Source organism: Amycolatopsis alkalitolerans (genome assembly GCF_006152065.1).
Taxonomy (GTDB): Bacteria; Actinomycetota; Actinomycetes; order Mycobacteriales; family Pseudonocardiaceae; genus Amycolatopsis_E; species Amycolatopsis_E alkalitolerans.
This window is the reverse complement of the sequence record NZ_VDFW01000021.1, coordinates 69,596-83,910: the sequence shown is the minus strand read 5'-3', so window position 1 is coordinate 83,910 and position 14,315 is coordinate 69,596. Positions and strand designations below refer to the sequence as shown.

The 14,315-nt window shown below is 69.8% G+C and carries 15 protein-coding genes; 9 read left to right on the top strand and 6 right to left on the bottom strand.

From position 1 onward, the window contains the following. Positions 1–10: 10 nt before the first annotated feature. The 6 genes from FG385_RS22605 (at position 11) to FG385_RS22580 (ending at position 6,485) form a co-directional block, all read left to right on the top strand. Complete coding sequence (locus FG385_RS22605) at positions 11–1,381, top strand: nitrate/nitrite transporter (protein ID WP_139098766.1); 1,371 nt, start codon at positions 11–13, stop codon at positions 1,379–1,381. Between the two features lie 25 nt (positions 1,382–1,406). Then, complete coding sequence (nirB, locus tag FG385_RS22600) at positions 1,407–3,929, top strand: nitrite reductase large subunit NirB (protein ID WP_139098765.1); 2,523 nt, start codon at positions 1,407–1,409, stop codon at positions 3,927–3,929. Further along, on the top strand, positions 3,926–4,264 hold the full coding sequence (nirD, locus tag FG385_RS22595) for a nitrite reductase small subunit NirD (RefSeq protein ID WP_139098764.1): 339 nt from the start codon (positions 3,926–3,928) through the stop codon (positions 4,262–4,264). Before nirB ends, nirD begins: the two co-directional genes overlap by 4 nt. Further along, positions 4,261–5,373 carry a uroporphyrinogen-III synthase gene (locus FG385_RS22590; protein ID WP_139098763.1) on the top strand — a complete coding sequence of 371 codons (1,113 nt, stop codon included), beginning with the start codon at positions 4,261–4,263 and terminating at the stop codon, positions 5,371–5,373. The genes nirD and FG385_RS22590 overlap by 4 nt, the downstream gene beginning before the upstream one ends. Then, positions 5,370–6,044 carry a sirohydrochlorin chelatase gene (locus FG385_RS22585; protein WP_139098762.1) on the top strand — a complete coding sequence of 225 codons (675 nt, stop codon included), beginning with the start codon at positions 5,370–5,372 and terminating at the stop codon, positions 6,042–6,044. Before FG385_RS22590 ends, FG385_RS22585 begins: the two co-directional genes overlap by 4 nt. A gap of 93 nt (positions 6,045–6,137) precedes the next feature. After that, positions 6,138–6,485 carry a hypothetical protein gene (locus FG385_RS22580; RefSeq protein WP_139098761.1) on the top strand — a complete coding sequence of 116 codons (348 nt, stop codon included), beginning with the start codon at positions 6,138–6,140 and terminating at the stop codon, positions 6,483–6,485. Positions 6,486–6,495: 10 nt separating this feature from the next. Here FG385_RS22580 and FG385_RS22575 read toward each other — a convergent pair whose 3' ends face one another. Together FG385_RS22575 and FG385_RS22570 are read right to left on the bottom strand one after the other, a co-directional pair. Then, on the bottom strand, positions 6,496–7,206 hold the full coding sequence (locus tag FG385_RS22575; protein ID WP_139098760.1) for an aspartate/glutamate racemase family protein: 711 nt from the start codon (positions 7,204–7,206) through the stop codon (positions 6,496–6,498). Then, positions 7,203–8,633 carry an NCS1 family nucleobase:cation symporter-1 gene (locus FG385_RS22570; RefSeq protein ID WP_235022729.1) on the bottom strand — a complete coding sequence of 477 codons (1,431 nt, stop codon included), beginning with the start codon at positions 8,631–8,633 and terminating at the stop codon, positions 7,203–7,205. The genes FG385_RS22575 and FG385_RS22570 overlap by 4 nt, the downstream gene beginning before the upstream one ends. A 121-nt stretch (positions 8,634–8,754) precedes the next feature. On the opposite strand from FG385_RS22570, the gene FG385_RS22565 reads away from it, so the two are divergent. Further along, the gene (locus tag FG385_RS22565) at positions 8,755–9,372 is read left to right on the top strand and encodes a GntR family transcriptional regulator (RefSeq protein WP_407645530.1); all 618 of its coding nucleotides are present in this window, start codon (positions 8,755–8,757) and stop codon (positions 9,370–9,372) included. Here the strand turns inward: FG385_RS22565 and FG385_RS22560 are convergent. From FG385_RS22560 to FG385_RS22550, 3 genes are read right to left on the bottom strand one after another with little or no spacing between them, the layout of a single operon-like run. Further along, positions 9,267–10,610 carry an HNH endonuclease signature motif containing protein gene (locus tag FG385_RS22560; RefSeq protein WP_139098758.1) on the bottom strand — a complete coding sequence of 448 codons (1,344 nt, stop codon included), beginning with the start codon at positions 10,608–10,610 and terminating at the stop codon, positions 9,267–9,269. The two genes, FG385_RS22565 and FG385_RS22560, sit on opposite strands and share 106 nt — an antisense overlap. Before the next feature lie 60 nt (positions 10,611–10,670). After that, the gene (locus FG385_RS22555) at positions 10,671–11,780 is read right to left on the bottom strand and encodes a winged helix DNA-binding domain-containing protein (protein WP_139098757.1); all 1,110 of its coding nucleotides are present in this window, start codon (positions 11,778–11,780) and stop codon (positions 10,671–10,673) included. Between the two features lie 5 nt (positions 11,781–11,785). After that, entirely contained in the window at positions 11,786–12,160 is a 375-nt protein-coding gene (locus tag FG385_RS22550) for a DUF3224 domain-containing protein (protein WP_139098756.1), read from the bottom strand. Between the two features lie 62 nt (positions 12,161–12,222). Between FG385_RS22550 and FG385_RS22545 the strand changes: the two genes are divergently transcribed. Both FG385_RS22545 and FG385_RS22540 read left to right on the top strand, forming a co-directional pair. Then, a complete protein-coding gene (locus FG385_RS22545) occupies positions 12,223–13,188 on the top strand; it encodes a helix-turn-helix transcriptional regulator (protein ID WP_139098755.1) in 966 nt (321 codons plus the stop codon). After that, positions 13,181–13,987, top strand: a complete 807-nt coding sequence (locus tag FG385_RS22540; protein WP_139098754.1) for a uroporphyrinogen-III synthase — start codon at positions 13,181–13,183, stop codon at positions 13,985–13,987. Before FG385_RS22545 ends, FG385_RS22540 begins: the two co-directional genes overlap by 8 nt. A 2-nt stretch (positions 13,988–13,989) precedes the next feature. Here the strand turns inward: FG385_RS22540 and FG385_RS22535 are convergent, their stop codons facing one another. Next, positions 13,990–14,277, bottom strand: coding sequence for an MGMT family protein (locus FG385_RS22535; RefSeq protein WP_139098753.1), 288 nt, complete (start codon positions 14,275–14,277; stop codon positions 13,990–13,992). Positions 14,278–14,315: the final 38 nt, after the last annotated feature.

Genomic DNA, 14,315 nt, shown 5'->3' with positions numbered 1-14,315 from the left:
GAGCCCGACAATGACCACTGCTGAGACCACTCACCACGGCAAACACTGGATCGAGCACTGGGACCCCGAGGACGAGGGGTTCTGGGCGGCGACCGGGAAGAAGATCGCGAACCGGAACCTGTGGTTCTCGATCCTCACCGAGCACATCGGGTTCTCCGTCTGGACCCTGATGTCGGTGCTGGTGCTGTTCATGGGTCCCGCCTACCATCTCTCGGCCGCCGACAAGTTCCTGCTGACCTCGATCGCGACGCTGGTCGGCGCCTGCGTCCGGATCCCGTACAACTTCGCGGTCGCCAGGTTCGGCGGTCGCAACTGGACGATCATCAGCGCCCTGCTGCTGCTGGTCCCGTCGATCGTGGCGGCGATCGTGATGCACCCGGGCACGCCGCTCGGGGTGTTCCTGGTCGTGTCCATCCTTTGTGGATTCGGCGGCGGGAACTTCGCCTCGTCGATGACGAACATCAACACGTTCTTCCCGGAGCGGGAGAAGGGCACGGCGCTCGGCCTCAACGCGGGCGGCGGTAACGTCGGCGTGGCCGTGATCCAGCTGGTCGGCCTGCTGATCATCGCGACCACCGGTACCTCGGCGCCACGGCTCATCCTCGCCATCTACATCCCGCTGATCGTCATCGCCGCGGCCTGTGCCTCGCTGTTCATGAACAACATCTCCTCGGTCCGCAACGACCGCAAGGGCATGCGCGAGGTGATGAAGGACGCCCACACCTGGGTGATGTCCTTCCTCTACATCGGCACGTTCGGCTCGTTCATCGGCTACAGCTTCGCGTTCGGACTGGTGCTGCAGAACCAGTTCGGCCGCACCCCGCTGCAGGCGGCCGCGGTGACCTTCCTCGGTCCGCTGGTCGGCTCGCTGTCGCGACCGGTCGGCGGCTGGCTCTCGGACAAGGTCGGTGGCGGCCGGATCACGTTCTGGAACTTCGTCGGCATGGCGGTGATGACCGTGCTGCTGATCGTCGCGTCGAACGTGGACTCCCTGGCGCTGTTCACCACCGCGTTCATCGTGCTGTTCGTGCTGACCGGGATCGGCAACGGCTCGACCTACAAGATGATCCCGGCGATCTTCCGGGCCAAGGCGAAGGCGGCGATCGTCGCGGGTGCCGACGAGGCGGCGGAGCTGCTGCGGGCGCGGAAGCTCTCCGGTGCGCTGATCGGCCTGGCCGGCGCGTTCGGTGCGTTCGGCGGCCTGCTGATCAACCTGGCCTTCCGGCAGTCCTTCCTCGCCACGAAGAGCGGGGTGGGGGCGTTCGTCGGCATCCTCGCCTTCTACGGCGTGTGCTTCGTCCTCACCTGGGTCGTCTACCTGCGCAAGTCGACCGCCCCGGTGACCGAGCGGGGCCTCGCGCTGGCCGGGTCCCAGGTTTGAGAAATACCGCTAGGAGGAACGAGAGATGACGCGGACGCTGGTCGTCGCGGGGCACGGGATGGTAGGCCACCGCCTGGTGGAGGCCGTGCGTGCCGAGGACACCGAGGGTGCCTGGCGGATCGTCGTGCTCGCCGAAGAGCCGCGGCCGGCCTACGACCGGGTCGCGCTCACATCCTATGTGGACGGATGGGACGCGCAGGCGCTCGACCTCGGCGAGCATGCCGGGGTCGAGGTGCACCTCGGTGATCCGGTGGTGAAGATCGACCGCACCGGGCGGACGGTGACGACCACGGGCGGGCGCACCGAGTCCTACGACGCGCTGGTGCTCGCGACCGGTTCGCGGCCGTTCGTCCCACCCGTGCCGGGACACGATCTGCCGGGCTGCTTCGTCTACCGGACGATCGAGGACCTGGACGCGATCCGCGCGGCCGTGGACAGCGCCAAGGCGCGCACGCGGGGGCGCGCGTCCGCGATGGTCGTCGGCGGCGGGCTGCTCGGCCTGGAGGCCGCGAAGGCCTTGCGGGACATGGGTCTTTCCCCGCACGTCGTCGAGATGGCACCGCGGCTGATGCCGATCCAGGTCGACGACGGCGGCGGGAGCCTGCTGCGCAAGCTCGTCACCGAGCTCGATCTGACCGTCCACACGGGAACGTCGGCGGAGCGGATCGAGCGGGACGGTGACCGGCTGTGCGCGGTGCTCACCAACGGAACCGAGCTGGACCTGGATCTCATCGTGTTCTCCGCCGGTGTGCGCCCGCGTGACGATCTGGCCCGCGAGGCCGGGCTCGACGTCGGTGAGCGTGGCGGTGTTCTCGTCGATGTTTCGTGCCGCACCAGCGACCCCGGCGTGTGGGCGATCGGGGAATGTGCCGCGCTCGAGGGCCGCTGCTACGGGCTCGTCGCGCCCGGTTATGCGATGGCGGAGATCGTCGCGGCTCAGCTTCTGGGCAAGGGCGGCGAGTTCCCCGGCGCCGACATGTCGACAAAGTTGAAGCTGATGGGCGTGGACGTGGCGAGTTTCGGCGACGCCCACGCCACCACGGAGGGCGCGCTCGAAGTCGTCCTCGCCGACGCGGTTTCCGGGTACTACAAGAAACTCGTGGTCTCCGGAGACGAGCCGCGAACGCTGCTGGGCGGCGTCCTGGTCGGTGACGCGAGCGCGTACAACATGCTGCGCCCGCTCGTCGGCAGGCCGCTCCCGGCGGATCCGGCGGCGATGGTCGCTCCCGAGGGCGCTTCGGGTGCGGTCGGCGTCGACGCGTTGCCCGACGAGGCGCAGATCTGCTCGTGCAACGCGGTCACCAAGGGGGCGATCACCGACGCCATCCGTACGCAGGGCTGTGCCAGCGTCGCCTCCGTCAAGGGCTTCACCAAGGCAGGCACCACCTGCGGTTCGTGTGTCCCGATGCTGTCGAAGCTGCTCGACGCGTGCGGGGTCGAGCAGTCCACGGCGGTGTGCGAGCACTTCGCCCACTCGCGGCGTGAGCTGTTCGAGATCGTCAAGGCCACCCGGATCACGACGTTCGGCGAGCTGATCGCCAAGCACGGCACCGGTTCGGGCTGCGCGATCTGCAAACCGGCGGTCGCCTCCATCCTCGCCACCGTCGGCACCACGCAGGGCGCCGGCGGGCACATCCTCGACGGCGAGCAGGCGAGCCTGCAGGACACCAACGACCACTTCCTGGCGAACATGCAGCGCAACGGCACCTACTCGGTCGTGCCGCGCGTGCCGGGCGGCGAGATCACGCCGGCGAAGCTGAAGGTGATCGCCGAGGTGGCCGAAGAGTTCGGGTTGTACACCAAGATCACCGGCGCGCAGCGGCTCGACATGTTCGGGGCGACGGTCGACCAGCTGCCACATATCTGGAAGCGGCTGGTGGACGCAGGCTTCGAATCCGGGCACGCCTACGGCAAGGCGCTGCGCACGGTGAAGTCGTGCGTCGGTTCGACCTGGTGCCGGTACGGCGTGCAGGACAGCGTCGGGATGGCCGTGGAGCTGGAGTTGCGCTATCGAGGCCTGCGCTCGCCGCACAAGCTCAAGTCCGGTGTGTCGGGATGTGCCCGGGAATGCGCCGAGGCGCGCAGCAAGGACTTCGGCGTCATCGCGACGGAGAAGGGCTGGAACCTCTACGTCGGCGGCAACGGCGGTACGCTCCCGCGGCACGCGCGGCTACTTGTGTCCGATGTGGACTCCGAATCGCTGATCCGCTACATCGACCGGTTCCTGATGTTCTACGTGCGGACGGCAGACCGGCTGCAGCGCACCGCCCCGTGGATCGAGGAGCTGGACGGCGGTCTTGATCACCTGCGTGACGTCATCGTGGACGACAAGCTGGGCATCTGCGAAGAGCTCGACGCCGCCATGGCCAAGCACGTGGAGAACTACGCCGACGAGTGGCGCGGCGTGCTCGAGGATCCGGACAAGCTGGCGCGGTTCACCTCGTTCGTGAACGCGCCCGGCACGCCGGATCCGACGATTTCGTTCGACGTGGAGCGGGAACAGAAGGTTCCCGTGCTGCTGGGCGTTCCGGAGGTGATGTCGCGATGACGGCGATGGAGACCCGCACGGTCGCGGTATGCGAAATGGCGAGGCTGATCCCGGGGCGCGGGGTCGCGGCGCTGCTGCCCGACGGCAGGCAGGTGGCGATCTTCCTGACCGCCGAAGGCGAGTGCTACGGGTTGTCCAACATAGACCCGTTCGCGCGCGCGGCGGTGCTCTCGCGTGGCCTGGTCGGGGAGGCAGGCGGCACGCCGTTCGTCGCCTCGCCGCTGCTCAAGCAGCGGTTCGACCTGCGCACCGGGGTATGCCTCGACGACGAGTCCGTGGCCATCCGCACGTACCCGGTGCAGGTCGTGGACGGTGTGGTGCACGTATCCCCATGACCGGGCCCGAGTCCATCCCGCCGCTCGCCGGGTTCGCCGTCGGTATCACCGCCGCCCGGCGCGCCGACGAACTCGGCGCGCTGCTGGTCCGCAAGGGGGCCATGGTCCGCTACGGGCCCGCGATCCGGATCGTGCCGCTCGCCGACGACACCGAGTTGCACGCGGCCACCACGGGCCTGCTCGACGATCCGGTCGACGTGGTGGTCGCGACCACCGGGATCGGGTTCCGCGGCTGGGTGGAGGCGGCGGAGGGCTGGGGGCTCGGTGAGCAGTTGCTGAACCAGCTGGACAAGGCCACGCTGCTCGCCCGCGGCCCCAAGGCGCGAGGTGCGATCCGCGCGGCCGGGTTGCGGGAGCAATACTCGCCGGTCTCGGAGAGCAACGCGGAGCTGCTGCAGCATCTGCTGGATTCCGGTGTGGACGGTCAGCGGGTCGCGGTGCAACTGCACGGCGAGCCCCTGCCGTACTTCGTGGACTCGCTGCGCGCGGCGGGTGCGAAGGTGATCGAGGTACCGGTGTACCGGTGGGTGGGTCCCGCCGATCCGGGCCCGCTCGACCGGCTGCTGGACGCGGTGCTGGACGGTTCGATCGACGCGATGCCCTTCACGAGCGCGCCCGCCGCGGCCAGCATGCTCGCGATGGCCAAGCGCACCAGCAGGCAGGCGGCACTGGTCAACGCGCTCACGCACCGGGTCGTCGTCGCGTGCGTCGGCCCGATCACGGCCGCGCCGCTGGCGGCGCTGGGGATTCCGACGGTGCAGCCCGAACGGGCGCGGATCGGGGCGCTGGCGCGGACGGTGGCGCAGTCGCTGGTGGAACGCTCGCCCCGGCTGTGCGCGGCCGGGCGGCAGATCGAACTGCGCGGTCAGGCTGCCATTGTGGACGGTCAGCTGTGCGAGGTCGCGCCCGCGCCGATGGCGGTGCTGCGGGCGCTCGCGCGCGAACCGGGGCGGGTGGTGTCGCGGCGGGAGCTGACGGCCGCGCTGCCTGGCGGCGGAGAGGAGCACGCGGTGGAGACGGCGATCGGGCGGCTGCGCACTTCGCTGGGCGAGGGGAGGCTCGTGCAGACGGTGGTCAAGCGCGGGTACCGGTTGGCGGTGGACCGGTGATCGTCCTCGCCGCCCACGGCACCCGTGATCCCGCCGGCGCCCGGGTGATCGAGGCACTCGCGGCGCGCGTCCAGGGCGAAACCGGAGTGCCGGTCCGCGTCGCGTACGCCGACGTCCGGCAGCCGGACGTGACGACGGTGCTCCGTTGCGTGCCTGAGCCCGCCGTGGTGATCCCCGCCTTCCTCTCCCCCGGCTATCACGTGTGCACCGACATCCCGGCGCAGATCGAGGCGAGCGGGCATCGCGACACCGTGCTCACCGCGGCTTTCGGACCCGCGCCGGAATTGATCGAGGCGGCGCGCGACCGGCTGCACCGGGCGGGTTACCGGCGCGGTGACGCTGTCGTCCTCGCCGCCGCCGGGTCCGGAGATCCGCGTGCGCTGGTGGAGGTCCGGTCGGCCGCGTCGGCGCTTTCCGCGGCTTTGCGCGTGCCCGTCCGGGTCGGTTACGCCGCCACGGCACGGCCTTCCGTGGCTGACGCGGTGGCGCTCGCCCGTGGCCGTGGCCGCCGGGTCGCGGTGGCCTCGTGGCTGCTCGCCCCCGGCCTGTTCCAGCGGCGGCTGGACGCCGCGGGAGCGGATGTGGTGGCCGAACCGCTCGGCGCGCATCCCGGGGTGGCGGACCTCGTCCTCACCCGGTACCGGCGGGCAGTACGCCTGGTCGCGGCTTGACCTTCACAGCTGGTTCGCAGGTTCCGCTTATCGGGCTCCCAGGCTCGTCGGCGAGAGTCGGGTTTGTCAGCAACCTTCCGCAGGGAGAACCCGATGACGTTCGACCCGGCGCGGCACGAGCCGGCCGCCGCCCAAGCTCCGACGGAACCGGCGGCGTCCACCGCCCACGCGCAGGGCGGGGCGGCGACAGCGACCGTACCCCCGGCGCCACTCGCCCCGCCTGCCAAGCGCCCGAAGACGCTGACCGTCGGCCTCGCCGGCCTTTTCGCGGCCGTCGCGCTCATCGTCGGCGGCAGTGTCGGCTTCATCATCGGCCACGTCACGGGCTCGTCGGACACCAGCCAGTTCGGGCCGCGAGATATGCCCGGTTACGGCCCCGGCGGCGGGATGGGTGGCTTCCCCGGCCAGGGCGACGGCGGCCAGTCCGGCTCGAACACCTGAGCCAGGGCAGTCAGCCGGACCGGCCCCACCGGCGGGACTTCGGCAGCGGTTTCGGGTAGCCCGCGCGGCTTGTGTTCAGCCCCAGGGAAACCAGGGACTCCGCGAGCCGGACCGCGGCGGCGACCCCATCGATGACCGGGATGCCCAGCTCCGCGCTGATCCGCCGGTCGAGGCCGGTCATCCCCGCGCAGCCCAGCACGAGCACGTCCGCGCCACGGTCGCGTACCCGCCGGGCCGCGGTGACCAGCGCCGAAGCGGTGCGCACCTCGTCGGTGAGTTCCAGCACGCCGAGTCCGGACCCGGCGACGCCGACGCAGTGCGAACCGACCCCGGCGGCGTGCAGGCTGTCCTCGATGAGCCCGCAGGTTCTGTCCAAAGTGGTCACCACACCGTAGCGGCGGCCCAGCAGGCAGGCCAGATGCGCGGCCGCGTCGGTGATGTCCACGACGGGTACGTCGAGCAACTCGCGCGCGCCCTCGCGGCCGTGCTCGCCGAAACCGGCCAGCACGACCGCGTCGAACTCGTCTTCGGTGGTGCGCAACAGATCCAGCACGGCGGCGGCGGACAGGAAGCTGTCCAGCCAGCCCTCCGCCGACTCCGGGCCCCACGACGGGGTGCGCGCGAGGATCTCGGTACCGGGACTCGCCGCCGCACGGGCCCCGGCCTCGATCTCCTTCGTCATGGTTTCCGTGGTGTTGCAGTTGGTGACCAGGATCTTCACGCGTGCTGCCTCTTGCCGACGGCGAAGTAGGCGGCGGCGGACACCGCGGTGCCGATGAACCACGAGTACGGCGCCGCGGGTTCGAAGAACGGCACGAGCGCGATCACCGCGGTGAGCGCGGCGGTCGGCACGAACACCCCGATCGCGCGCGGGTTGACCCCGCGGCGGTAGTGATACGGCGAACCGGGTTCGGGGTCGAACAGTCCGGCGATGTCCACCTTGCCGCGCTTGACCAGGTAGTAGTCGACGATCATGATCCCGAACAGCGGGCCGAGGAACGCGCCGAGCCCGCCGAGGAAGTAGTTCACCACGGCCGGGCTGGAGTAGAGCTTCCACGGCAGCACGCACAGCGCGAACACCGCGCTGATCAGGCCGCCGGTCCTGAAGTTGATCCGTTTCGGCCAGATGTTGGCCAGATCGTAGGCGGGGGAGACGAAGTTCGCGACGATGTTCACGCCCATCGTGGCGACGGCGAACATGAGCGCCCCGATGATGAGGATCGGCGTGCTGTGCACTTTGGACAGCAGCTCGGCCGGGTCGGTGATGGCCTCGCCGAACACCTGCATGCTGCCCGCGGTGACGATCACCGAGAGCAGTGCGAACGCGGTCGAGTTGATCGGCAGCCCCCAGAAGTTGCCGCGCCGCACAGTCTTCTGGTCCGGCGTGAACCGGGAGAAGTCGCAGAAGTTGAGCATCAGCGTGCCGTAGGTGGCGAGGATGAGGCCGGCGGCGCCGAACCACTGGCGGAACTGCTCTCCGGTGGAAAGCGCTTTCGGGCTCTCGGTGAACGAGATGCTCCAGTGCCCGGCGGCGAGGATCCAGATGGCGAGCGCGATCATCACGAGCCAGATCGCGGGGCCGCACCAGTCCTGGAACTTCCGGACCGATTCCATGCCGCGGGTCAGGATCAGCGCCTGGATCGCCCACAGGGCGACGAAACAGAGCCAGCCGAGTGCGTTGAGGCCGAGGAACCCGTGCTCGGTCCAGGATTTGAAGCCGGGATCGATGGCGAGCACGAGGACCGTGATCGCGACCGAGGCGAGGTAGGTCTGGATGCCGTACCAGAAGATCGCGATGACGGCGCGGATGAGCGCGGGCAGGTTCGCCCCGGCGGTGCCGAAGCTGATCCGCGCGACGACGGGGAACGGCGCGCCGGTCTTCTGGCCGACGCGGCCCATCAGGTTCATCCCGAGGTAGATGATCACGAACCCGAACAGCAGTGCGGTGAACACCTGCCAGGCCGAGAGCCCGAGCACGAACAGTCCGGCGGCGAACGTGTAGTTGCCGAGGTTGTGCACGTCCGACATCCAGAGCGCGAAGATGTCGTACACCTTCCATTTGCGCTCTTTGGCGGGCGCGAGATCCTCGTTGTACAAGCGGGAACCGGTGGCGGGCTCGGTTCCGGTCGCGGTCTCGACGGAGGTCACGATGGCACCTCCCGGTGCTTTGGTATCCCAAACTTGGTATCCCAAACTGTCGTACACTGGCGTCCTGGCGTCAAGGGAGAGGCGGGTTGCGTTCTTGTTAACGGGGAAGCCCCTGGCGGCGGTGCGGCAGCGAGTCGTGGACGAACTGCGCGAGCGGATCGTCACCGGCAAGCTCAAGCCGGGCGACCGGCTCGTCGAACGTGATCTCGCGGAGGGCCTGGGCGTGTCCCGGCTGCCGGTCCGCGAGGCGATCCGCGCACTGGAGTCCGAAGGCTTCCTGGAAACCCCTTCGCCGCGGCGTGTCGTGGTGCGACAGTTGTCCAGAGTGGACGTTGAAGAGCTGTTCGACGTGCGCGAGGCGCTGGAGGTTCTCGCGTGCGGGCTGGCCGCCGAGCGCGCCGGGGACACGGGGCTGGCGCGGCTGGAGGAGATCCTGAAACGCGCGGCGGAGGCGACTGACAGTGGTCAGGGAGCGCGGATCACGGAGGCCAACAACCGCTTCCACGAGGAGATCCTGGCCGTCGCGGACCACCGGCTGCTGTCCAGCCTGATGCACCCGCTGGAGGGCAGGCTCGCCTGGCTGACCGGCCAGAACGAGCACTGGAACGACCTGCTGACCGAGCACAGGCGACTCTACGACGCGATCGCCTCAGGCGATCCGGAGCGAGCGAAAGCCTGCGCGCTCGAACACGTACGAGTGAACCGTGCGGTGACGATGGGACTGTTGTTCCCCGAGTAGGTTTTCGGTGGGCCGGCGGCGTGGGCCAGGTTGCGGATCGGTTTTCGCGCCCGATCGATCCGGGCGGGTGGGAGGAACTCGGCGACGCCACCGCCGAGGCGGACCTCCCACTCGGTGTCGTGAACGATCTTGTGATGGGTGTGGCAGAGCAACACCATGTTGTCGAGGTCGGTCGCTCCGCCCTCTGACCAGTGCCGGATATGATGCGCGATCGTCCATTTGGGACCGCGAGTGCAACCCGGGAAGGCGCATCCGGAATCCCGGTGGGCGAGTGCCCTTCGTTGCGCGCGGGACGCGAGTCGTTGCGTCCGGCCGAGGTGGAGAGGTTCGCCGTCGGCGGCGAACATCGCGGGCAGGATCGCGGCCTCGCACGCGAGGCGCCGCACGTCCTCCGGGGTGCGGAGGCCGGGCACGTCGAGCAGGGCGTTGCGGAGCCGGTCACGCACCTGGTCGAGGGTGACGGTGATCATCATCAAGGCCCGCTCGCCGCCTTGTATCGACAGGTCCTCCACGCGCGCCGCCAGCGCAACGATTTCCGCCAGTGCGTCGCCGTGCCGTTCCGGGCTGGTGCGCGCGTCTGGGCTGCCGTCGGGGTTCGGGCGTGGCCGGGCCAATGGGCCCAGCAATCCTTCGAAGGTCGCCGCGGTTTCGGGGTCGAGTTGACCCGTGAAGCGTAGCCAGCCGTGCTTGTCGTAACGGTATTCGACGCGGTTGCTCCTGCTGCGGTCCTCCGGGGGATTCGCGGGTTCTTTGTCCTGCCAATAATGGAGGATTCGGGCCGAGACGCGCTTCAGTTGCTCTGGCCGCATCTGCCGAGCCGCGGTCACCATCGTGTCCTGCGCTGAGGCCCGGTTCTCCTCAGTCTCCGAGCCGGGGCATTCGGCGAAGGTCCGGTGGATCACGTCGAAGTGCTCCCGGGAGATCTCTCCCGCGCCCAGTGCCGCCGCGGCCTCGTCCAACTCGGCGTGGCGCTTTCCGCCGAGCAGGTTCACGGCCGGTGTGGCCGATTCCGCATGTGCCACAATGGTTTTCGCCTCGCGGCGGGACAGCCGCAACTCGACGTTCAGCCAGGCCGCCGTGTCGCGGTAACCGAAGCCCACTGCGATGTTCCGCTCGGCAAAGACGCCCACCGCGTCCAGCACGGCCGCGTACGCGCGGTGCAATGCCTCCACGCGTGTACGCACCATGGTGGCCACCTCGGGCTCGGGAAGCTGCCACCGCTCGGTGTCATCGATCACGCACTCAGCGTATCCGAATTCGGCCGCACGTTCGAGAGTTTGTAGGAATGAATGGAATATTCATGCCTTCCAGTTCAGGCGCGAATCCTCGAACTCCCGGACCCGCGCTACACGCTCCGCCTCGCCTTCCACGGCCTTCTTCGCCGCCGCCGTCAACGGATCGAAGGCGGTGATCGTGAAGTCCAGCCGTTTCCGGCCGCTGCCTTTGGTTCGCCAGACGCCTGCCACCTCACCGTCGGCGAGCACCGCGCCCGGGTTGCCGATGATCTTCCAGATCTCCTTCTGGCGCGCCTTGTCCGGCACGAGCGTGGCCCGGTCCCGCGACTGCAGGTAAGGGTCCCACGGCGGCAGCAGGCGCACGACGTCCGGCTCCGGTGGGTTCGCCAGCAACTCCGCATCGCCCGCCGGGATGACGGTCTTCCTCCCGTCGAAGCGGACCTCGACCAGGTCCGAAGGCCACATCTTCTTCACCGTGGTCGCCGTGGTTCCGATGAAACCGGCCGCCTCCGTGGCGGTCGCGGGCCCGTGCAGCGACAAGTACCTCGCCACCACCGCCGTGGCATCGGCAACCGATGCAGTGGTGCGGACGCGACCCCGCCCGGCGATCGGGGCGAGGGTCGCGGGCGTCACCCCCGCCTCCAGACGTGCACCGCCGTGGATCGCGGCCAGGCGCATGACCTGTTCGAGGATGTGCGTGGCCTGGCAACGGCGGCACCAGTACGACAAGCCCGCCGGCACGAGTTTCGTGATCTCCGTGCTCACCGCGCCCTTGGTCATCGGCCGGTCGACCACCTTCCGGATCGCCCTGGCCGCCGTGAACAGGCCGTCCGTCGCGCTCATCCCGGCCGCCTCGACCTCGCGCCGTTGCCAGCCCATCCGCGCCATCGCATCAGCCTCGTCGAGCGGGACCAACGCGCGCGTCACCTCGGCCAACTCGCCGGCACGGTGAAAGTGCGGCGCGCCACGGTGCGTCCACGCGAGCACGAACCGGTCGTCGTCCACAAAGGACCCGTCGAACCGCGCCGCCACCGAGATCTCCGCGGTGTCCCGCTGCGTGCTCTGCAGCCCGAGGTCGAATACCGCGAGCGCGGCGGCATCCCGCGCCGCGCGGTGCAGCCCCTGCCGCGCGATCCGGTACGCGACGACCTGTTCCCGATCCACTTCCAGCATGGTTCCTACAGCTTGTAGTCGAACGTGTAGTCCATTGGATCACCCGCTCCCGCGATCGTGCCAGTCCCGGTCAAGCCGGCCAGCTCGCCCGTCGCGGAGCCCGGCACCACCGTGAACGTGCCCCGTATGCCGTCCCGGGAGTAGCGCACCTCGTGCCGGATCACGAAACTGCCCTTCCGGCCCTCGACGCTCCCGGTGATCCGCTCGAACCCCGGGGCCGGTCCTTCGCCCGGGTAGTACAGCAGGTAGTCGCAGACGGCGGTCCCTTCGATGACCCCGTGGTACTCGAACGTGCAGTGCGCGTGGGCGAAGCGGGGACCGTCCTCCGGTCCGTCGACGATCGCTTCGTCCCAGCTCTTCGTGGTGAACGTGTTGGTCATGAGCACAGCCTGGACCGCATACCTGCCATCTACTGTCAGGTTTTTCGGGAATAATGGAAACCGTGCGGGCGAGCAGGTTGCTGTCGGTCCTGCTGCTGTTGCAGAACCGGGGCCGGATGACCGCCGACGAGCTGGCGGCGGAGCTCGAAGTGTCGGTACGAACGGTGTACCGGGACATCGAGGCGCTTTCGGCCGCCGGGGTGCCGGTGTACGCCGATCGCGGCCGCATGGGCGGATATCAGCTGGTCGGTGGCTATCGCACCCGCCTGACCGGGCTCACCGAGGAGGAGGCGCAAGCGCTTGCGCTCGCCGGGCTGCCGATCGCCGCGGCAGAGCTCGGGCTGGGCACGGTCCTCGCGGCCGCGCAGCTGAAGCTGTATGCGGCGCTGCCCGCCGAGCTGCGCGAGCGCGCGGGCGAACTCGCGCAGCGGTTCTTCCTCGACGTGCCCGGCTGGTTCCGCGGGATCGAGAGCCTGCCCCGGCTGGCCGAGGTCGCGCAGGCGGTGTGGGAGGGCCGCCGGATCGCCACGCGCTACCGCCGCTGGGACAACACCGAGGCCGATCGCGTGCTCGAACCGCTGGGCCTGGTCCTCAAGGCGGGCAACTGGTACCTCGCCGCCCGTGCGAACGGCACTGTCCGGACCTACCGCGTGTCCCGGATCGACAGCCTCGAGCCGGGCGAGCCCTTCGACCGGCCAGCCGATTTCGACCTCGCCGAGTACTGGCGCGAGTGGTCCGAGCAGTTCGAACAGCGGATGTATCCACGGGTCGCGGTCGTGCGGCTATCGCGACTGGGGCGTGACCTCGTACCGTTCTACCTGGGAGCGGTCGGTGCCCGCGCGCTGCGCGAGTGCCGCGACGAACCGGACGAGGACGGGTGGTTGCGAGTGGAGTTGCCGGTGGAACCGGGCGCTCCGGCGCTGGGCGAGCTGCTGCGGTTCGGACCGGAGCTGCAGGTGCTCGAACCGGCCGACCTGCGCGCCGAGGTCGCCGCGGCCGTCGCGAGGATGGGTGCGAGCTATGGGTGATCTGACCGGGCTGACCATCGGCGTGACCGCCGAGCGCCGAGCCGAGGAGTTCATCAGCGCCCTCGAACGCAACGGCGCGACCGTCCGCCACGCACCGATGATCCACATCGTCCCGCTGCCCGACGACCGCCGGCTGCGCGCGGCGACGGAGGACGTGCTCGCCGAGGACATCGACATGCTCGCGGTGACCACCGGCGCCGGGTTCCGGGGCTGGCTCGACGCGGTGGAGGGCTGGGGCCGGTCGGACCGCCTCCTCGCGACGCTGCGCCGGGCCCGGATTTTCACGCGCGGCCCCAAGGGGCGGGGTGCGGTCCGCGGCCGTGGCCTGAGCGAGGAGTGGTCGGCGCCGGAGGAGAGCAACCGCCAGCTGTTCGCCCACCTTCTCGAGACGGGCGTGGCGGGGAAGCGTGTCGCGGTGCAGCTGCACGGTTCGCCGCTGCGGGAGCACACCGCGGCGCTCGCCGACGCCGGTGCGCGGCTGATCGAGTTGCAGCCGTACCGGTGGGAGTGGCCGTCCGATATGGAGCCCGCGTACCGGCTGCTCGACGGCGTCCTCGACCGGCGGGTGCAGGCGCTCGCGTTCACGAGTGCCCCGGCGACCGCGAACCTGCTCGACCTCGCGCGGCAGCGCGGCAGCTACGAAGACCTGTTGCGGGCACTGCAAAGCGACGTCGTGTGCGCCTGCGTCGGACCGGTGACGGCGGCGCCGCTGACGGCCGTCGGCGTCCCGACGCTGCAACCGGAACGTCAGCGGTTGGGGGCGCTCGTCAAGCTGCTGGTGTCCGAACTCGGCGGCTAGCGTCATACCTGCCAGCGGTACCTGCGCAGGTTGACCTTCTGCCCGTCGGCCAGCACGCCCTCGGCGCGCAGGAGTTCGAGCTGGCGGTGCGCGAGATGCGGCGCCGGGGTGCCGTTGGCGCGCAGGATCCGGTGCCACGGCAGGTCGTGCCCGTCCTCGGCGAGGATCCGCCCGACCAGCCGCGGCGACGGCGCACCGGCGACAGCCGCGATATCGCCGTAGGTCGCCACCTTGCCCGCGGGCACCGAGGAGATGACGTCCCGCACACGCTCGTGCAGCTGCTCATCCACGAGACCACGCTACGCGGCGTGCCGGTTCACGATTCTGT